The sequence below is a fragment of the Novosphingobium sp. PASSN1 genome (assembly GCF_002278815.1).
The window spans coordinates 210644-229822 of sequence record NZ_NKIS01000004.1 but is presented as its reverse complement, the minus strand read 5'-3'; the positions used below and the strand labels follow the sequence as shown (position 1 = coordinate 229822).

Annotated in this window: 14 protein-coding genes; 13 read left to right on the top strand and 1 reads right to left on the bottom strand. The window is 66.2% G+C overall.

What is annotated here, in order from left to right; translation table 11 throughout:
• Positions 1 to 110: 110 nt before the first annotated feature.
• On the top strand, positions 111 to 1016 hold the full coding sequence (locus CFE35_RS09240; RefSeq protein WP_292930257.1) for a kinase: 906 nt from the start codon (positions 111 to 113) through the stop codon (positions 1014 to 1016).
• Here the strand turns inward: CFE35_RS09240 and CFE35_RS09235 are convergent.
• Complete coding sequence (locus CFE35_RS09235) at positions 1001 to 3166, bottom strand: primosomal protein N' (RefSeq protein WP_292930255.1); 2166 nt, start codon at positions 3164 to 3166, stop codon at positions 1001 to 1003. The two genes, CFE35_RS09240 and CFE35_RS09235, sit on opposite strands and share 16 nt — an antisense overlap.
• Positions 3167 to 3298: 132 nt before the next feature.
• Here CFE35_RS09235 and fsa point away from each other — a divergent pair, with 132 nt between their 5' ends.
• The 12 genes from fsa to CFE35_RS09175 all read left to right on the top strand — a co-directional run bounded on the left by fsa (position 3299) and on the right by CFE35_RS09175 (position 19156).
• Positions 3299 to 3952, top strand: a complete 654-nt coding sequence (fsa, locus tag CFE35_RS09230) for a fructose-6-phosphate aldolase (RefSeq protein ID WP_292930253.1) — start codon at positions 3299 to 3301, stop codon at positions 3950 to 3952.
• A gap of 49 nt (positions 3953 to 4001) precedes the next feature.
• On the top strand, positions 4002 to 5822 hold the full coding sequence (gene cobT / locus CFE35_RS09225) for a cobaltochelatase subunit CobT (protein ID WP_292930251.1): 1821 nt from the start codon (positions 4002 to 4004) through the stop codon (positions 5820 to 5822).
• A 44-nt stretch (positions 5823 to 5866) separates the two neighbouring features.
• On the top strand, positions 5867 to 6532 hold the full coding sequence (locus CFE35_RS09220) for a nitroreductase (RefSeq protein ID WP_366557135.1): 666 nt from the start codon (positions 5867 to 5869) through the stop codon (positions 6530 to 6532).
• 96 nt (positions 6533 to 6628) lie between these two features.
• Positions 6629 to 8677, top strand: coding sequence for an adenylate/guanylate cyclase domain-containing protein (locus CFE35_RS09215; protein ID WP_292930249.1), 2049 nt, complete (start codon positions 6629 to 6631; stop codon positions 8675 to 8677).
• Positions 8664 to 9407: a hypothetical protein gene (locus tag CFE35_RS09210; protein WP_292930247.1), complete on the top strand. Its 744-nt coding sequence runs from the start codon at positions 8664 to 8666 to the stop codon at positions 9405 to 9407. Before CFE35_RS09215 ends, CFE35_RS09210 begins: the two co-directional genes overlap by 14 nt.
• A 47-nt stretch (positions 9408 to 9454) precedes the next feature.
• Positions 9455 to 10921: a cysteine--tRNA ligase gene (cysS, locus tag CFE35_RS09205; RefSeq protein WP_292930245.1), complete on the top strand. Its 1467-nt coding sequence runs from the start codon at positions 9455 to 9457 to the stop codon at positions 10919 to 10921.
• Positions 10918 to 11391: a DUF3828 domain-containing protein gene (locus tag CFE35_RS09200; RefSeq protein ID WP_292930243.1), complete on the top strand. Its 474-nt coding sequence runs from the start codon at positions 10918 to 10920 to the stop codon at positions 11389 to 11391. Before cysS ends, CFE35_RS09200 begins: the two co-directional genes overlap by 4 nt.
• 22 nt (positions 11392 to 11413) lie before the next feature.
• Positions 11414 to 12352, top strand: a complete 939-nt coding sequence (locus tag CFE35_RS09195) for a D-2-hydroxyacid dehydrogenase (RefSeq protein ID WP_292930241.1) — start codon at positions 11414 to 11416, stop codon at positions 12350 to 12352.
• Between the two features lie 174 nt (positions 12353 to 12526).
• Positions 12527 to 14197, top strand: a complete 1671-nt coding sequence (locus tag CFE35_RS09190) for an acetolactate synthase large subunit (protein WP_292930240.1) — start codon at positions 12527 to 12529, stop codon at positions 14195 to 14197.
• A 44-nt stretch (positions 14198 to 14241) separates the two neighbouring features.
• Positions 14242 to 15678 (top strand): aldehyde dehydrogenase family protein, encoded by a 1437-nt coding sequence (locus CFE35_RS09185; protein WP_292930238.1) that lies wholly within the window; start codon positions 14242 to 14244, stop codon positions 15676 to 15678.
• 236 nt (positions 15679 to 15914) lie between these two features.
• Entirely contained in the window at positions 15915 to 17273 is a 1359-nt protein-coding gene (locus CFE35_RS09180) for a multiheme c-type cytochrome (protein WP_292930236.1), read from the top strand.
• The gene (locus CFE35_RS09175; protein ID WP_292930234.1) at positions 17273 to 19156 is read left to right on the top strand and encodes a heme-binding protein; all 1884 of its coding nucleotides are present in this window, start codon (positions 17273 to 17275) and stop codon (positions 19154 to 19156) included. The genes CFE35_RS09180 and CFE35_RS09175 overlap by 1 nt, the downstream gene beginning before the upstream one ends.
• Positions 19157 to 19179 lie beyond the last annotated feature (23 nt).

The following is a 19179-nucleotide window of genomic DNA, read 5'->3' as shown; positions in this document are numbered from 1 at the left end:
CGATGTGGCACGCCATGCCGCGCGATGAAAGGGGCGAGCCGTGCAGGCCGGAAAGCCGGGTGCAGGCTTCCCCCGGGCTGTGCTATCGCGTGCATCAGAAGGAGCGGGGCATGCCATCATCTGACCGGGCAATACAGGCTGAGGCACTTTCCGCCCTGACCGCCACCGAAGGCCTCCCTGCCAGCTACCTCGCCATCATCGCAGCGCACTGGTGCCCGCTCGCCGCGCATATCGCAGCGCGCGCGTCAGCGCAGGGCGGACCGCTCATCGTGTGTATCAGCGGCTCGCAGGGCAGCGGCAAGTCCACGCTCTGCCGTATGCTCGAAGCGCTGCTGGCCCGCGAACACGGCCTTCATGCGGCCACGCTCTCGCTCGATGATCTCTATCTCACCCGCCGCGAACGCGCCGAACTGGCCTGCGATGTTCACCCGCTGTTCGCCACGCGCGGCGTGCCGGGTACGCACGATGTGGCGCTCGGCCTCTCGCTGCTCGCCGGGGTGCGGGCAGGGCAGGCCGGCCTCACCCTTCCGCGCTTTGACAAGGCCAAAGACGACCGCGCGCCGCAAAGCGCATGGCAGCGGCTCGCCGCGCCGGTGGCGGTGCTCCTCTTCGATGGCTGGTGCATGGGCGCCCGCCCGCAGGTAGATGCTGACCTTGCCCAGCCCATCAACCGGCTGGAAGCGGAAGAGGACGCCGCAGGCATCTGGCGCACCCATGTCAACGCCGCGCTCGCCGGTCCCTATCGCGCGCTGTTCGGTGCCCCCGATCTTACCGTGATGCTGCAGGCCCCCGGCTTCGAGACCGTTCTCGGCTGGCGGCGCCTGCAGGAAGAGAAACTGCGTGCGCGTACCGGCGCGGGCATGACCGATGCCGAACTCGCGCGCTTCGTGATGCATTACGAACGCCTGACCCGGCACCTCCTCGCCGATCTGCCGCCGCGCGCCGATGTCGTCATCCCGCTTGGGGCGGATCACGCCGTTGGCGCGGTGCGCTATGCCGCTCAGACGAACGAGTAGGGATCGATATCCACTGCCACCCGCACCCCCGGCGGCATCCGCAGCGGGGCAAGCCACGCGCGGATCAGTTTCTGCACTTCCGCAGACCGCCGCGCTGCGATCAGCAGCCGGTAGCGGTAGCGCCCGCGCAGCAGCGATAGCGGGGCAGGGGCGGGGCCGAGGATCAGCACCCCCGGCTCATCGGGCCGCGATCCGCCGATGGCGCGCGCCGCATCGCGTGCTTCGGCTTCGTCCTCGCTCGATACGATGATCGCTGCCCACCGGCCAAACGGCGGCGCGCCCGCTTCGCGCCGTGCCTCGGTCTCGGCGGCGTAGAACGCATCGCGCTCCCCGCTCGCCAGCGCGGCGATCACCGCCGCCTTGGGGTGCCGCGTCTGGATCAGCACTTCGCCCGCCTTGGCTCCGCGCCCGGCGCGGCCCGCGACTTGCGCGATCTGCTGGTAGGTCCGCTCTGCCGCGCGCAAGTCCCCGCCGTCCAGCCCCATGTCGGCATCGACCACGCCCACAAACGTAAGCTCCGGAAAGTGGAACCCCTTGGTGACGAGCTGCGTCCCCACGATCACATCGATCGCGCCGCCTTCCGCCTGCGCCACGAACTCGGCGGCAGCCGCCGGGCTCGCCAGCGTGTCTGACGTAACGACCGCTACCCGTGCGCCGGGCAGAAGTTCGCTCACTTCGTCGGCAATCCGCTCCACGCCGGGGCCGCACGCCACAAGGCAATCCGGCTCCCCGCATTCCGGGCACGTTGGCGGCGGCGGCACTTCATGTCCGCAGTGATGGCAGGCCAGCCGCTGCGAAAGCCGGTGCTCCACCAGCCAGGCCGAACAATTGGGGCACTTGAAGCGAAACCCGCAGTGCCGGCACAGCGTGAGCGGCGCATAGCCCCGGCGGTTGAGGAACAGCAGGCTCTGCTCGCCCTTGGCCAGCCGGTCAGTCAGCGCCTCCATCAGCGGCGGTGCCAGCCAGCGCCCGCGCGGCGGCTGCATCTCGGTCAGGTTGATGATCTCGATCCTGGGCAGCGTCGCCCCGCCAAACCGGCTGGGCAGCACCAGCCGCTTGTAGCGCCCGGCCTCGGCCATTTGCAGGCTTTCCAGTGCGGGGGTCGCGCTCGCCAGCACTACCGGAACCTGTTCGAAGTGCCCGCGCATCACCGCCACGTCGCGGGCATTATAGCGCACCCCGTCGTCCTGCTTGAACGCGATCTCGTGCGCTTCATCGACCACGATCAGCCCGAGATCGGCAAACGGCAGAAACAGCGCCGAGCGCGCGCCGACCACGACTTTTGCCCCGCCAAACGCCACCTGCCGCCACGCCCGCCGCCGCTCCGAAGCCTTGAGCGAGGAATGCCACGTCACCGGAGCCACGCCGAACCGCGCCTCGAACCGCGCCAGAAACGCCGCCGTCAGCGCGATTTCGGGCAGGAGGACGAGCACTTGCCGCCCCGCCTCCAGCGCTGCCGCCACGGCTTCGAAATAGGTCTCGGTCTTGCCCGAACCGGTCACGCCATCGAGGAGGAAGGGCTGAAACCGGTGCGCTGCCACCGCTGCCACCATTTCTGCTGCGGCTTCGGCCTGCTGTTCGGCCAGATCGGGCGCGGCAAAGTGCGGATCGGGCGCGGGGTAGGGCCGGTCGCTATCGACCGTGACCGGTTCCAGCAGCCCTTGGCCCAGCATCCCGCGCAGCACGCCTTCGGAAACCCCGGCGATCTCGGCCAGTTCGCGCATCGTGGCCTGCTCGCCGTGCAGCAGATCGAGCGCTTGCAGCCGCTGCGGCGTCATCCGCGCAGGCTCCTCGCCGGTCAGGCGGTATTCCGTCACCGTCCCGCCGCCCTTCAAGGCCGCACTGCTCGAAAGCGCCATGCGCGCCACGGCGGACAGCGGCGCGAGGTAATAGTCTGCGGTCCACGCGATCAACCGCCGCAGCGGGGCGGGCAGCGGCGGCACCGGCAGCACTTCCAGCACGCTGCGCAGCTTGTGTTCCGGGTATTCATCGCCGGGCAGTTCGCCTTCGTCCCACACCACGCCGATGATCTGGCGCGGCCCGAGCGGCACCACCACCACGCTCCCTGGCGGCGCATCCATGCCGGCGGGCACCCGGTAGTCGAGCGCGCCGAGGGCGGCGTTGAAGACGAGGCAGCGGACGCGCGACATGTATCCCATCTAGGGACTAGAGCCCTTGGGGGCAAAGCCTCACCGCCAGCCGTCTGGGGAAGAATGACAGGCTACACAGCCGCCCTGCGCGCGCTATAGGGTTTGCAGAATCGGATACAGGACGCTCCTCCCATGAAGTTTTTCGTCGACACCGCCGACACCGCCGAAATCGCAGACCTCGCCTCGACCGGCCTGCTCGATGGCGTGACCACCAACCCCTCGCTGATCGCCAAGGCAGGGCGCGACTTCATCGAAGTGACGCGCGAGATCTGCGGCCTCACCAGCGGCCCCGTTTCCGCCGAAGTCGTGGCACTGGATCACGAAGGCATGATGCGCGAGGCGGAAATCCTGCGCAAAATCGCGGACAACGTGTGCATCAAGGTACCGCTGACCATCGACGGGCTCAAGACGTGCAAGGCGCTGACGGGCGATGGCTCGATGGTCAACGTCACGCTGTGCTTCTCGGCCAATCAGGCGCTGCTCGCGGCCAAGGCGGGCGCGACGTTCGTCTCGCCCTTCGTCGGCCGTCACGATGACAACGGTTTCGATGGCATGGACCTGATCCGCGACATCCGTTTGATTTACGACAACTACGCGTTCGGCACGGAAATCCTCGCCGCCTCGATCCGCCACGGGGTCCACGTGCTCGAAAGCGCGAAGATCGGCGCGGACGTGATCACCGCGCCGCCTGCCGTGATCAAGGGCCTGTTCAAGCATGTCCTGACCGAAAAGGGCATCGAAGGCTTCCTTGCAGACTGGGCCAAGACCGGGCAGTCCATTGGCTGACCCAGCCAATTGGTTGATCGCTGGCCTTATCGACGGATGAAGACAGACCTTGCCTGACGAAAGCCCTCTCGACCAGTTCCGCTCCGTGCTTGCGGGCACCGCGCGCGCTGTGTCCGATGTGCCCGAACTCGAAGTCGCCTGGACGGCCGACGCGCCGAGCCAGACGGGGACGAACTTGCGCCTGCCGATGCCGGGCCGCGCCCTGCCTGCCGCGCAAGTGGCCGAAGCGCGCGGATTTGCCGATGGCATGGCGCTGAAATTGCGGCTCCACAACGAGGGGCTGCATGGCCGGGGCGCGCCGACCGAGCCGCTGGCGCGCGCCTGCTATGATGCGATCGAGCAAGTGCGCTATGAGGCGCTCGGCTCCGATGGCTATGCGGGCATTCGCGGCAACCTTGATGCGGCGACGACGATGCGCATCGCCTCTGATCCCATCGCCCGCGCGAGCCGGCCCGAAGAAGTGCCGCTGCCCACCGCGCTCGCCATGCTGCTGCGCGAAAAGCTGACCGGGCAGGCCGTGCCCGCCGCCGCCGAAGTGGGCACCGCCATGGTGCGCAGCTGGATCGAAGCCCGCGCAGGTGCGGATCTCGAAGCGTTCGCCGATCTGCTGGACGACCAGAAGGCGTTCCAGAACCTAGCGCTTGAAATGCTGGGCCACCTCGATCTCACCAAGGCCCCGGAGGAGGCGGACGAAGGCGGCGACGAGGACGAGGGCGAGCAGGCCGACGATCAGGCGGAGGAACAGCCCGACGCATCGGACGAAGGCGCCGAACAGCAGCCCAGCGAAGTCGCCGGAGATCCCACCGAAGGCGACGAAGAGGGCGAGGACCAGGAACAAACCGAAACGTCGGAAGACAGCGCCGACGCCGACATGGCCGACGAGGGCGAGGAGGGTATGTTGCCCACGCGCCCTAACCGGCCGTGGACCGATCTGCCGGAAAGCTGGGAATACAAGGCCTACACCACGCAGTTCGATGAAGTCGTCTCTGCCGCCGAGCTGTGCGACGAGGAAGAGCTGACCCGCCTGCGCGCCTATCTCGATGCGCAATTGAAGGGCCTGCAGGGCATCGTCACGCGCCTCGCCAACCGGCTGCAGCGCCGCCTCATGGCGCAGCAGAACCGCAGCTGGGATTTCGATCAGGAAGAAGGCCTGCTCGATGCCGCGCGCCTTGCCCGCGTGGTCATTTCGCCCGGCCATTCGCTGTCCTACAAGATCGAGCGCGACGTCGAGTTCAAGGACACCGTCGTCACCCTGCTGATCGACAATTCGGGTTCGATGCGCGGGCGGCCGATCTCCATCGCGGCGATCAGCGCCGACATCATGGCGCGCACGCTGGAGCGCTGCGGGGTCAAGACCGAAGTGCTTGGCTTCACCACCCGCGCGTGGAAGGGCGGACAATCGCGCGAGGCGTGGCTTTCGGGCGGCAAGCCCGCACATCCCGGCCGCCTCAATGACCTGCGCCACATCGTCTACAAGAAGGCGGACGAGCCTTGGCGCCGCGCGCGCAAGAACCTCGGCCTGATGATGCGCGAAGGGCTGCTCAAGGAAAACATCGACGGCGAGGCGCTGCTCTGGGCGCATACCCGCCTGCTGGCGCGGCCCGAAGACCGCCGCATCCTGATGGTCATTTCGGACGGCGCCCCGGTCGACGATTCAACGCTTTCGGTCAATTCGGCGGGCTATCTAGAACAGCACCTGCGCCGCGTGATCGACTGGATCGAAAAGCAGTCGCCGGTCCAGCTTGTCGCCATCGGCATCGGCCACGATGTGACGCGATATTATCGCCGCGCGGTTACGATCATGGATGTCGAGCAGCTCGGCGGCACGATGGTCGAGCAGCTGGCGGGCCTGTTCGAAGACGACGATTGAACGCACCACTCAAACACTAAAGATTGAAAAACTGGGGGAATTCGATGCCAATGGATGTTGCCGAAGCCGTTCTTTCGCGCCGTTCGGTCCGCGCGTTTCAGGACAAGCCCGTGCCGCTCGATGTGCTGCGCCGAGTGATGGACACCGCGCGCTGGTCGCCTTCGGGCTGCAATTTCCAGCCGTGGGAAGCCAGCATCCTGACCGGCGAGCCGCTCAAGGCGCTGCAGTCCAAGATGCTCACCACCCCGCCGCAGGATCCGCGCGAATACAACTGGGACGATCCCGAAGTGATCCCCGAATGCCTCGCGCGTCTGCACGGCGTGGGCAAGGCGATGTACGGCGCGATGGGCATCGGGCGCGATGATGTCGATGCGCGCAACAAGTTCATGGCGAGCAATTTCGAATCGTTCGGCGCGCCCGCCGTGCTGTTCTGCTATTTTGATCGCCGCATGGGCCCGCCGCAGTGGTCGGATGTGGGCATGTGGTTGCAGACGATCATGCTGCTGCTGCGCGGCGAGGGGCTGGACAGCTGCCCGCAGGAAGCGCTTTCGCTTCATGCCAAGCTGATCAAGGACTTCCTTGGCGTTTCTGATGAAACGCATATCTTCTTCTGCGGCATCGCCATTGGCTACCGCGCGGAAGATCCGGTCAATGCGTTCGAGCGTGAGCGTGAGCCGATCGACAATAACGTCAAGTTCCTCGGTTTCTGAGGAATCAAGTGCGCTGCGGCATAGGCAGCAGCGCACGGACTCGTTACTCTCCGCATGATTGCCAGTCTTGGCTGGCCATCATGCGGGGGTTCGAGGATGCCTGATTCCAAAGGCGCATCGGCGCAGATGGTGCGGCAGGGCTTGCGCCAGCTTGGCTGGCAGCGCCTTGCGGTTGCCGCATTGCTGCTGGTCCTTGCGCTGTTCACCGCGCTGCGCAGCTGGCAATTGCCCTTGCTGGGCGATGCCGAAAGCGTCCTCTACGATATTCGCGCGGCCTATTTCGCGCCGCACACCGATACCGACAAGCGCGTGGTTCTGGTGGTCTACACCGCCGATACCAACCGCAATACGGGGCAGATTTCGCCGGTAGACCGCACCGTGCTGGCGCAGGCCCTCGCCCAGATTGAAGCGCTGAAGGCCACCGGGCAGGGCGCGAAAGGCGTCGGCATCGACGTCCTGTTCGATAGTCCGCAGGACGATGATCCGCTGCTGCAAGGCGCGCTGCGCGGGATGACCACGCCGGTATTCCTCGCCTATGCCGACAAGCGCACCAACCCCGAGGCGATTACCTTCGAGCAGGAGCAGGATCTCAAGCGCTATATCGGCGAAGTGCGCACGAATGAGGTCGGTCCCGCCAGCATTCTCCTCGAAACCGATAGCGACCGTGTCGCCCGGCGCTGGCCGCGCCAGTATGACGGTCTGCCGCCGCTGCTTTCGGTTGCGCTGACCAGCCGCACGCCGGATGCTGACGCCAGCTTCACCCATTTCACCGGCCGCATTCGCTACCGCGTGCCGGCCGATCCGCAGCGTCCGGTGTTCGACAAGATCCCCATCGACATGCTCGCCGATCCCGCCACCGCGTCGCTCGTGGCCGAAACGATCCGGGGACGCTACGTGCTGATCGGCGGCGATTTTGCCGATTTCGACCAGTTCGATACGCCCCTGACGCGCACCGGCGTGTCCGCGCGGCTCAATGATGGCCAGTCGCGGATGATCGGGGTGGAAGTCCACGCCTCGATGCTGGCGCAATTGCTCGATCATGCGCTGCCGCGCGTGGTGCCGCCTTGGACGCTGTGGCTCGGCAGTCTCCTCGCCATCGGCCTTGGCGTGGCGACGGCGGCCGCGCAGGCGCGGCCCTGGCAGCTGGCGCTGGCGGTGCTGGCGCAGCTCGCGATTTTCGCTGTCGGCCCGTTTCTGGCCGAGCGCGCCGGGTTCGATACGCTAGGCTTTCCCGCGGTCGGCTGGGCGGTCGGCTGGCTCGTCGCCTATACCGCGATCAGCGCGGCACTGCGCGCGATCAACGCGGCGCAGCGCGAATTTGCGCAAGGCGCGCTGGGCAAATACCTCCCGCGTTCGGTCGCCGCCGAAATCCTGCGCAATCCCGAACGGCTGCGGCTCCACGGCGAAAAGCGCGCGATCTTCTGCCTGTTCAGCGATCTCGAAGGCTTCACCAAGCTCACCCACGCGGTCGAGGCGGAAATGATTGCGCGCCTGCTCAACGAGTATCTCGACAAGCTGTCCGCCGTCGTCCTCGACCATGGCGGCACGCTCGACAAGTTCGTCGGCGATGCGGTCGTGGCGTTCTGGGGCGCGCCGATTGCTTATCCTGACGATGGGGAGCGCGCGGTGAAGGCCGCCATCGCCATGTATCATGCGGGCGAGGAGTTTCGCCGCAATGCGCCGCCCGGCGTGCCGCCCATCGGGCGCACCCGCGTCGGAGTGCATTATGGCGAGGCGATTGTCGGCAATTTCGGCGGCGACGGGCGCATTCAGTATACCGCGCTGGGCGATGCGATGAACACGGCGGCGCGGCTCGAAAGCGCGAACAAGCCGCTTGATACGACGGTGCTGGTCAGCCGAGAGGCGATGGAGCGGTCTGGGCTGGATGGTTTCCGTCCGATGGGCACGGTGAACTTGCGCGGCCGCGCCACGCCGGTGGAGGTGTTCGAGCCGGTGCCCGATGCCGCACCCGAAGCGCGCGCGCTTGCCGAGGCGCTTGTCGCCGCGCATGTTGCCGGAAATCGCGCAGCTGTGGCCACGCTCACAGCGCGAATCGATGCAAGCGGCCACAAGGATCTCGCGTTGGCCAATCTGGCGCGGCGCCTTGCGGAACTGGATGATGGAGAGAGCTATGTCCTTGGCTAAGTGCACTTTTGCTGCGGCGGCGCTGATCGGTGCCAATCTGGGCTGGAGCGCTGCGGCACAGGCGCAGGCGGTGGTCATCCGGTCCACCGGGCCTTCGGCGGCGGCCTATCCGATGGGGCGCAAGCTGCCCGCAGGCGCGGCGGTGACGCTGAAGGCAGGCGATCAGATCACCGTGATCGATCAGGCAGGCTCGCGCGTGCTGTCCGGGCCGGGCAGCTTCAAGCTGGATAGCGCGGTGAACCGGGGCGCAGGCGGCGCGAACACCGCGCTGGCCGCGCTGGTGGCGCGCGGTGCGGCGCGCACCCGCACGGGGGCCGTGCGCGGCGATACCGAAGTGCCGACCGAAGCCTTGCGGCCCGAAAACGCCTGGTATGTCGATGTCAGCCGCGGCGGCACGGTGTGCATCGCGGACCCGGCGCAAGTCGTGCTGTGGCGGCCGAACCGCGCGGAAACCGGCAACGGCACGCTCTACGGCGCAGACAACACCCCTGCTGAAGTGACTTTCCGCGCCGGCAGCGCGATCAAGCTCTGGCCGGTGGCGACCATGCCGGTGGTCGATGGGCAGACTTACCGCTTCACCAGCCCGGTGGGGCAGACGGTGAAGATCACCACGCGGCTGCTCGTCGATGTGCCGGAAGACCCCGTCGCCGTGGCCGCGCTGCTGGCGGAAAAGGGCTGCGCCGAACAGCTCGAAGTCCTCTCCAGCGCGCAGGCCGCTCCGGCGGAGTGACGGCCCACCCTTGACCGGCGGATAGGCAGGCTGGCAGAGCGAGGGGCATGGAAACAACCGCTCCGCTGACCCTGTTCAACAGCCTGACCCGCCGCGCCGAACCCTTCACCCCGGTCCATCCCGGGGAAGCGCGCGTCTATACTTGCGGGCCGACGGTCTACAACTACCCCCACATCGGCAACATGCGCGCCTATGTGTTTGCTGATGTGCTGGGCCGCACGCTCAGCTTCAAGGGCTACAAGCTCACCCATGTTATCAACATCACCGATGTCGGCCACCTGACCGACGACGCGGATGACGGCGAGGACAAGATGGAGCGCATGGCGGCGGCTCAGAAGCAGTCGATCTGGGACATCGCCGAGCATTACAAGCAGGCCTACTGGGCCGACATTCGCGCGCTCAATATCCGCCAGCCCGCGCAGTGGACCGTGGCGACGGACTATGTGCCGCAGATGATCGAATTTGCGAAGGGGATCGCGGAAAAGCACTGCTACGAGCTGGACAGCGGGCTCTATTTCGACGTTTCGACCGTCGCTGACTATGGCCGTCTGGCGCGCGCGCAGACCGAGAACGGAGAGGGCCGGATCGAGGCGGTGGAAGGCAAGCGCAACGCGGCCGACTTCGCGATCTGGCGCAAGACCCCGTCGGGCGAGACGCGGCAGATGGAATGGGACAGCCCGTGGGGCAAGGGCGCGCCGGGCTGGCATCTGGAATGCTCGGTCATGTCGGGCGCGGTGCTGGGCTTTCCCTTCGATATCCACACCGGCGGGATCGACCACCGCGAAATCCACCACCCCAACGAGATCGCGCAGAACCAGGCGCATTGCTGCACGAATGGCCTCGACGAGCCTACCAATTCGGGTGCCAAGATTTGGATGCACAACAATTTTCTGGTCGAACGCAGCGGCAAGATGTCGAAGTCTTCGGGCGAATTTCTGCGGCTGCAATTGCTGATCGACAAGGGCTACCACCCGTTGGCTTATCGCCTGCTTTGCCTGCAGGCGCACTATCGCAGTGAACTGGAGTTCAGCTGGGAAGGGCTGGCCGCTGCGCTGACACGGTTGAAGCGGCTGGTTATGGCCGTCGAACAGCTGAAGGCCCGCATTCCCGCCGGAGAGGGCGGTCCGACCACGCCGGGCCGTGTGTTCGCGCCGCATCTCGAGCGCTTTGCTTCAGCCGTCTCCGATGATCTCAACACCTCGGTCGCGCTGACCGTGCTGGAAGAGGTCGCGGCGCTCAAGAAAGCCGATCCGGCGGAAAAGCTGGCCGTGCTCGAAGCCATGGACGCCGTCCTCGGCCTCGATCTCCTGAACCTCACCCGCGCCGACCTGCGCATCCGCCCCAAGTCCGCCGAGATCACCGAAGCCGAAATCGAAGCCACTCTCGCCGCCCGCAAGGAAGCGCGCGCCGCCAAGGACTTCGCCCGCTCCGATGCGCTGCGCGATGAACTCGCGGCCAAGGGCGCCGAAGTGATGGACGGCGATCCGCTTGGCTGGGAATGGAAACTCGCATGATCCTCACCGCACTCGCGCTCGCCGCTGCTACGCCCGTCGCCACACCCGAAGCGGCCGTCGCGGCGATCTATGCGCCGTTCCGCAAGCCTGACACGACCGAGGCGGCATGGGAGCGGCCGATCTTCACGCCGCGCCTCAAGGCGCTGATTGCCCGCTGGCGCGCGGTTACGCCCACGGACGAGGTGGACGACCTCTCGGACTTCGACTGGCTCTGCCAGTGTCAGGACTGGGAGGCCGGGGGCCTGCACGAACGTATCACCGCCCGCCGCGCGCTCGGGCCGGGGCGGCTGCTCCTCAGCGTGACCCTCGGCAAGGCGCCCGGCCACCGCGAGCGGCTGCGCTTCGCCTTTGCGCGCATCGGCGGGCAATGGCTGGTGGATGACATTTTTGCGAGTGGCTTCCGGGGCGGGTTGCGGGCGAGTCTGATCCGCACGACCGCCGCCGATACCGCGCTGCGCCGCCGCCGCTGACCAACCCGAAAAGGACCGAGCGATGACCATTCTCGTGATGCCCGCGCTCGCTGCGCCGCTGATCCAGCCGCATTTGCCGGACTGGGTGAGCCCGCGCTTCTTCCGCCACACGGCAGAGCTTTTGGAAATGGCGCCCGAGGCCGAGATTGGCTGGTTCGATCTCGATGACAAGGGAAAGATGGTAGAAGCAATTACTTCTGCCATAAACCTCAAGTGGCTTTCGAGCATATACGCGGGTGTCGATGGCTTCCCGCTGGAGCTGATGGCGCAGCGCGGGGTGGTGTTCACCAATGGCGTGGGCATCAACGCGGTCACCATTGCCGAATATGTCGTGATGGGCATGCTCAATGTGGCGAAGGGGTACCGCGAGGTCGTGCGCGCGCAGGATCGGCACGAGTGGCTGGGCGATTCGCCGGGCAAGGTCGAACTGGCTGGCAGCAAGGCGCTGGTTCTGGGCCACGGCGCGATCGGGCAGCGGGTGGACCGCATTCTTTCGGCGTTCGAAGTGGACGTGACCAAGGTGCGCCGCTCTCCGGGTGAGGGGACGTTGCTCCCCGATCAATGGCGCGCGCGGCTGGGCGAGTTCGACTGGGTGATCCTCGCCGTGCCCGCCACGCCGGAAACCGATGGCATGATCGGTGCAGGCGAACTGGCGGCGATGAAGGACAGCGCCGTGCTGGTGAACGTGGCGCGCGGCAGCGTGATCGATCAGGACGCGCTGGTGGCGGCGCTGGCTGAAAAGCGGATCGGCGGCGCGTTCCTCGATGTGACCTCGCCCGAACCCTTGCCCGCCGATCATCCGCTGTGGAGCGAGCCGAACGCGCATGTGACCATGCACCTTTCGGGCCGGGCGCAGACCGCGATGTTCCGCCGCTCCGGCGCGCGGTTCCTTGAAAACCTAGCGCGCTATGGCCGGGGCGAGCCGCTGGCGCATCAGGTCGACCTCGCGCGGGGGTATTGATCCCACCAGGCCGGTTGCAGGGAGGGGGTGACTCGCGCGCGGGGCTTTGTTACCTCTTGCAGCCAAGGCTGTGCGGCGCAGCACATCGTGTGCGCCGAAATGTCCATATGGTCGCGACCGAATAGGCAGGGGGGGTGGCGCAGAGGCGCGCGCTCCCGCGTGGGGAGCGATCACATGAGCGAAGGCACTGTTTCCGGGGGCAAGAAGGCTTCCGATCTGTTTATCGAATGCCTTGAAGAAGAAGGCTGCGAATACATCTTCGGCGTGCCCGGCGAGGAAAATCTCGATTTCCTCGATTCGCTGTCCCGCTCCACCAAGATCAAGCTGATCCTGACGCGCCACGAACAGGGCGCAGGCTTCATGGCCGCGACCTATGGTCGCCACACCGGCAAGACCGGCGTGTGCATTGCCACGCTGGGGCCGGGAGCGACCAATTTCGTCACCGCGGCGGCCTATGCCACTCTCGGCGGGATGCCGATGCTGATGATCACCGGCCAGAAGCCGATCAAGAAATCGAAGCAGGGCCGCTTCCAGATCCTCGACGTCGTCTCGATGATGGGGCCGATCACCAAGTTCACCCACCAGATGGCGAGTTCGGACAATATCCCGAGCCGGGTGCGCGAGGCCTATCGTCTGGCCGAGGAGGAAAAGCCCGGCGCGACCCATATCGAATTGCCCGAGGACATTGCCGACGAACACACCGATTCGCGCCCGCTCCAGCGGTCCGTGGTTCGCCGCCCCAGCGCCGATCCCAAATCAGTGCGGCAGGCGGTACAGGCGCTCGAAGGCGCAAAGGCCCCGGTGCTCGTGATCGGCGCGGGTGCGAACCGGACGATGACCGGGCGGATGCTGCTCCAGTTCATCGAAAAGACCGGCATTCCCTTCCTCACGACCCAGCTCGGCAAGGGTGTGATCGATGAGCGGCACCCCAAGTTCCTCGGCTGCGCGGCGCTGTCGGCGGGCGATTTCGTCCACCGTGCCATCGAAGACTCCGACTGCATTGTGAACATTGGTCACGATGTTATTGAAAAGCCGCCGTTCTTTATGCGCGAAGGCGGGCCGACGGTCATCCACGTTTCGTCCAAGACCGCCGAAGTCGATCCGGTCTATTTCCCGCATATCGAAGTGATCGGCGATATCGCCAACGCGATCTGGCAGATGAAGGAGGACATTGTCCCCTCCGGCAGCTGGAGCTGCGAGAAGCTGCTCGCCTATCGCGCTGCCGAAGTGGCGCACACCGCGCCGCTGGCGGCAGACGCGCGCTTCCCGATCTTCCCGCCGCATCTGGTGCAGCAGATCCGCGATGCCATGCCGGATGACGGGATCATCTGTCTGGACAACGGCGTCTACAAGATCTGGTTCGCGCGGGGCTATACGGCGTATCGGCCCAACACCGTGCTGCTCGACAACGCGCTCGCCACGATGGGCGCGGGGCTGCCGTCCGCGATGATGAGCGCGATGCTATATCCTGAACGCAAGGTCATGGCGGTCTGCGGTGATGGCGGCTTCATGATGAACAGCCAGGAGATGGAAACCGCGGTGCGCCTCGGCCTCAATCTCACGGTGCTGATCCTCAATGACAGCAGCTATGGCATGATCCGCTGGAAGCAGGCCAACATGGGCTTTGAAGACTTCGGGCTGACTTATGGCAACCCCGATTTCGTGAAATATGCCGAGGCTTACGGCGCGAAGGGCCACCGGGTGGAAAGCGCGGCGCACCTCAAGGAACTGCTTGCGCATTGCAACAGCACGCCCGGTGTCCACCTGATCGATTGCCCGGTCGATTATTCGGAGAACGATCAGATCTTGAACAAGGATATCAAGGCGCTGTCGAAGGCACTGTGATTTGGCCCAGACCCCTCCCGCACACCGGGAGGGGGGAGTAACCTATGACCAAGCTCAAAGACGTCTACCCGCTCTATCTCAACAACAAGGCGGTGCAGCCCAACACCGATCTCGCCGTGACCGACAAGTTCACCGGCGAGATCGCGTTCCGCACCGCGCTCGCCACGCCCGATGTGATCGACGAAGCCATCGCGGGCGCGGTGCGCGCGGCGGAGCCGATGGCCCGGCTGGCGAGCTTCGAGAAGCGCGACGTCCTCGCGCATTGCGTGAAGCGGTTCGCGGAACGCTTTGATGAACTGGCCTATTCGCTCTGCGTGGAAGCCGGAAAGCCGATTGCCGACGCCGAAGGTGAAGTGACCCGCCTGATCGACACGTTCCGCATCGCCAGCGAGGAAGCGACGCGCAATTACGGCGAAGTCCAGCCGCTCGATATCTCAGCGCGGGCAAAGGGTTACATGGGGATGTGGAAGCGGGTTCCCATCGGCCCATGCAGCTTCATCTCGCCATTCAACTTCCCGCTCAACCTCGCCGCGCACAAGATCGCGCCGGCCATCGCGATGGGCTGTCCGTTCGTGATGAAGCCTGCCAGCCTCACGCCGCTGGGCGCGATCATCATGGGGGAAGTGCTGGCGGAGTGCGATATCCTGCCCGACGGCGCGTTCTCGATCCTTCCCGCAGCGCGCGCGGGCGCAGACCTGTTCACCACCGATGAACGGCTCAAGCTGCTTTCCTTCACCGGTTCGCCGGGCGTGGGCTGGGAACTGAAGGCCAAGGCGGGCAAGAAGAAGGTCGTGCTCGAACTCGGCGGCAATGCGGCGGTGATCGTCGATGCCGATGCCGATCTCGATCATGCGCTCGCTCGGATCGTGTTCGGCGGGTATTACCAGTCGGGCCAATCGTGCATCCACGTGCAGCGCGTGATCATCCACGAAAACATCTACGAAATCTTCCGCAACATGTTGGCGAAAAAGGTTAAAATGCTGATATCCGGCGATCCCAAGAAGCGCGATACCTTCATCGGTCCGATGATCTCGGCCAAGGAAGCGCAGCGCTTGAAGGGCTGGATCGACAGCGCCGTGGCGGGCGGCGCAAAGCTGCTGGCAGGCGGCGGCTGCGAAGGGGCGATGCTGGAGGCGACGTTGCTCGAAGGCTGCAACCGCGACATGGAAGTCTATACCGAGGAAGCGTTCGGCCCGGTCGTCATCCTCTCGAAGTTCAGCGATTGGCAGGGGGCGCTTGAAGAAGTGAACGACAGCAAGTTCGGCCTGCAGGCAGGCATCTTCACGCGCGACATCCACAAAGTGCTCGATGCGTGGGACGGGCTCGATGTCGGCGGCGTCGTCGTGAATGACGTGTCGAGCTACCGGGTGGACAACATGCCTTATGGCGGGGTCAAGGATTCCGGGCTGGGGCGCGAAGGCGTGCGCTTCGCGATGGAGGACATGAGCGAGATCCGCAATCTCGTCATCAGGCGGGTGTAGCACACAGGTTCGATGGGCGGCGATTCGGCGCTTGAACGGCAGGTGGTCTCTGGCGTAACCAAGGCAAAGGGTCGCCTTGATGTTTTCCCGCCCGGCACGCGGCAAGGACCGAAATGGTTCCGCCGCATAGTGTGTCCGGGCGTATGAAACGAGGGGCAATGCGGGGCATTTCGACACTGGCGCGGCCGCTTGTGGCTGCCCTTCGCAGCGGGGTTAGGGCTCCGTTTCTGGCAGGCATGGCATGTCTGGCGCTGGCGTTTGCCGTGCTTGGCGGATCGCTCGTGCTGAGGCCCGCACCGCTGCGCGCCGAGGCGGAGGGCGCCGGATCGCTGCGCGCGCATATGGGCGTTGCCAGCTGCGCAGGCTCCACCTGCCATGGCCGCAGCGTCGCCAGCGGCACCCCGGTCCGGCAGGACGAGCTTTTGCGCTGGCAGGAAGAAAGCTCCCCCACTGGTGCACACAGCCGCGCCTGGCGTGTGGTCGGCGAACCGCGGGGTCAGGCGATTGCCCGCCGCCTCGGGCTCGATAGCGCCGGGACGGTGCGCGAATGCGCGGGCTGCCACGCCTCGCAAGGTGCGGCCAGGCTGGCGGACGGCGTCGATTGCGAAGCTTGTCACGGTGCTTCGGGCGCTGGGGCGGGCGGCGGCTGGCTCGCTGCGCACTACACCGTTGGCACCAGCCACGCGCGCAATGTCGCGCAAGGGATGACCGACCTGACCAGCCCCCGCGTCCGCGCCGGGGTCTGCCTCGATTGCCACCTTTCGGGCGACGGGCAGGGCCAGTTCATCGCACACCGCATCATGGCGGCGGGCCATCCGCGCATTTCGTTCGAACTCGATCTGTTCAGCACGCTGCAGCAGCATCACGATGAGGATGCGGACTACGTGACCCGCAAGGGCCACAAGACCAATTCGATGCAGATGTGGGCGATCGGGCAAGCCGAAGCGGTGAAGCGCGGCCTTGCGCTCTATAGCCAGCCGGCCAAGGCGAACGACGGCGTGTTCCCCGAATTCACCTTCTACGATTGCCATTCGTGCCACCGCCGCATTTATGATGGCGATGAGGCGAACGTCAGTGCGGTGCCCAATCCGGGCCGCCCGATCCACGCCGGTATGCCGCCGTACAACGACGAGAACATCATCCTGCTGCTGGCAGCCGCGCGCGTCGTCGCGCCCGGCGAGGCGGCCACGTTCGATGCGCGGAGCAAGGCCTTCCACCGTGCGATGGGCGTGGGACGGTCCGAAACAGTGGCGGCGGCGCAGGCGCTGCGGCAGGCTGCCGATGCGCTCTCGGCCCGTTTCGCGGCCACCGCGTTCAACCGCGATCAGGCCTTCACGGTGATCGACACCATCGCCAGCGACGCCATTTCCGAACGCTTCACCGATTATGAAGGCTCGGTCCAGTCGGTCATGGCGCTCGACACCTTGCTGAACGGCATGGTCAACGCAGGGATGGTCTCCGCTGGCGGGGCAAGCGGGCTGCGCCTGCAGATCAATCAGGCCTATGCGGCGGTGCGCGATCCCAACGGCTTCCAGCCCATCGCCTTCCGCCGCGCGTTCGGCAGCGCGGTCCGCTCGATCCGGAGCTTGCGCTGATGCGGGGTCGCAGCCTCGGCGGGCATGTGGCGGCATGGCTGGCACTGCTGGGCATGGTGCTCGCGGGGCTGGTTCCAGTGGCGGCGAGCAGCGCGGCGGCAGCGGTCTATACCGCGCCCTCGCAGCAGGCGCTGACCATCGCCAATGTCCAGCGCGTGATTGCGCAGGCCGCTGGCGAGGCCAAGGCGCGCGGTGCCAAGGCCACCATCGCGGTGGTCGACCGCGTGGGCAACGTGCTCGCGGTCTACCGGATGACCGGCGCGAAGACTACGATGCGCATCCCTGCGCCGACCCAGCTTCCCGCCACGACCTTTCCGTCCGAAGCCGGTGCCATCGCCAAGGCCATCACGGGCGCTTATCTGTCCTCGGGCGGCAATGCCTTTTCCACGCGCACGGCCAGCATGATCGTGCAGCAGCATTTCCCGCCCGCGCCCAGCACGCCCGGCCTTGAAAGCGGGCCACTGTTCGGCGTGCAGTTCAGCCAGCTGCCCTGCTCCGATCTCAACACGCGCTTCCCCGGCTCGGCCGCGATCGATGCGATGATCGGCCCGAAGCGCTCGCCGCTCGGGCTGGCGGCGGATCCGGGCGGCTTTCCGCTCTACAAGAACGGCGTCGTGGTCGGCGGCATCGGCGTGATGGCCGATGGGGTCTACGGGTTCGATCCGAACGTGCTCGATTTCGACAATGATCTGGATGAAGTGATCGCGTTCGCGGGCCTGCAGGGCTTTGCGCCGCCGGTGGCGGTCCGGGCGGATCGCATACCGGTCGATGGCTCGACCTTGCGCTTTTCCGATGCCACGACCAGCCAACTGCACCCCTTGCAATCCAGTTTCGCCGCGCTGGGCGCGAGCGCTGGCGCGCTGATCGCAGTGGTGGGGTTCTATGCCGGTACGGCCATTCTGCCCGGCGCTGCCTATGGCACCGAACGCAGCGGCATCCGCTTCGCCAAAGCGAGCGAGTTCAGTAATCCCCAAGCGTTCGTGCTGACCAATGGCAAGGGCGTGAACCGCTTTCCCATTCGCGGCGGGGCCGATGCGGCCGAAGTCGGCACGGCGCTGAGCCCGGCGGAAGTGCGTGCGGTGCTGGAAGAAGCGTTCACGGTGATGAGCCGTGCGCGCGCGCAGATCCGCCGCCCGCTCGATGCCCCGGCGCAAGTGACGATCTCGGTGGTCGATAGCTGGGGCACGGTGCTGGGCCTCGTTCGCAGCCCCGATGCGCCGATCTTCGGCACCGACGTTTCGCTGCAAAAGGCGCGCACCACGGCGTTCTTCTCCAATCGAAAGGCTGGCGCACTGCTGTTCGCCGATCCCGATCCGGGCACGGCGAGCACAGTGGCGGCAACGCGCACGTTCCTTGGCGATAGCGCCGCTCTAACGGGCAAGTCCGCGTTCAGCGCGCGCGCCATCGGCAATCTGGCGCGGCCCTATTTCCCCGATGGCGAAGTGGGCCGCCCCAATGGCCCGCTCTCGGTTCCCATCGCAAAGTTCAGCCCGTTCGCCACGGGGCTGCAGACCACGCTGATCGCGCAGACGCTGGGTTCGGGAACTTGCACCAATGTGCCCAAGGCCCCCAATGGCCAGCAGCGGCTGGCGAACGGCATCCAGATCTTCCCCGGTTCGGTGCCGATCTATCGCGGCACCATGCTGGTCGGCGCGATTGGCGTTTCGGGTGATGGCATCGATCAGGACGACATGATCTCGTTCCTTGGCGCGAACAACGGCGGCAAGAAAGCGGGTGGCGGGATTGGCAATGCGCCCAAGTCGGTGCGGTCCGATCGCATCGTGGTCAATGTGGGCACATCGGGCGTGCGCCTGCGCTATGTGAACTGTCCGTTCGCGCCGTTCCTCGATACGTCCGCCCAGAACGTGTGCGAGGGCCTGTGAACGTTCTGGCCTCCCTTGTCGCT

Excerpts from the sequence above, each read along its gene's own strand:
- CFE35_RS09185 (WP_292930238.1), top strand. The coding sequence starts at position 14,242 with ATGACCAAGCTCAAAGACGTCTACCCGCTCTATCTCAACAACAAGGCG.
- CFE35_RS09215 (WP_292930249.1), top strand. The coding sequence starts at position 6,629 with ATGCCTGATTCCAAAGGCGCATCGGCGCAGATGGTGCGGCAGGGCTTG.
- cysS (WP_292930245.1), top strand. The coding sequence starts at position 9,455 with ATGGAAACAACCGCTCCGCTGACCCTGTTCAACAGCCTGACCCGCCGC.
- CFE35_RS09175 (WP_292930234.1), top strand. The coding sequence starts at position 17,273 with ATGCGGGGTCGCAGCCTCGGCGGGCATGTGGCGGCATGGCTGGCACTG.
- CFE35_RS09210 (WP_292930247.1), top strand. The coding sequence starts at position 8,664 with ATGTCCTTGGCTAAGTGCACTTTTGCTGCGGCGGCGCTGATCGGTGCC.
- fsa (WP_292930253.1), top strand. The coding sequence starts at position 3,299 with ATGAAGTTTTTCGTCGACACCGCCGACACCGCCGAAATCGCAGACCTC.
- CFE35_RS09240 (WP_292930257.1), top strand. The coding sequence starts at position 111 with ATGCCATCATCTGACCGGGCAATACAGGCTGAGGCACTTTCCGCCCTG.
- CFE35_RS09200 (WP_292930243.1), top strand. The coding sequence starts at position 10,918 with ATGATCCTCACCGCACTCGCGCTCGCCGCTGCTACGCCCGTCGCCACA.
- CFE35_RS09220 (WP_366557135.1), top strand. The coding sequence starts at position 5,867 with ATGCCAATGGATGTTGCCGAAGCCGTTCTTTCGCGCCGTTCGGTCCGC.
- CFE35_RS09190 (WP_292930240.1), top strand. The coding sequence starts at position 12,527 with ATGAGCGAAGGCACTGTTTCCGGGGGCAAGAAGGCTTCCGATCTGTTT.
- CFE35_RS09235 (WP_292930255.1), bottom strand. The coding sequence starts at position 3,166 with ATGTCGCGCGTCCGCTGCCTCGTCTTCAACGCCGCCCTCGGCGCGCTC.
- CFE35_RS09180 (WP_292930236.1), top strand. The coding sequence starts at position 15,915 with ATGGCATGTCTGGCGCTGGCGTTTGCCGTGCTTGGCGGATCGCTCGTG.
- CFE35_RS09195 (WP_292930241.1), top strand. The coding sequence starts at position 11,414 with ATGACCATTCTCGTGATGCCCGCGCTCGCTGCGCCGCTGATCCAGCCG.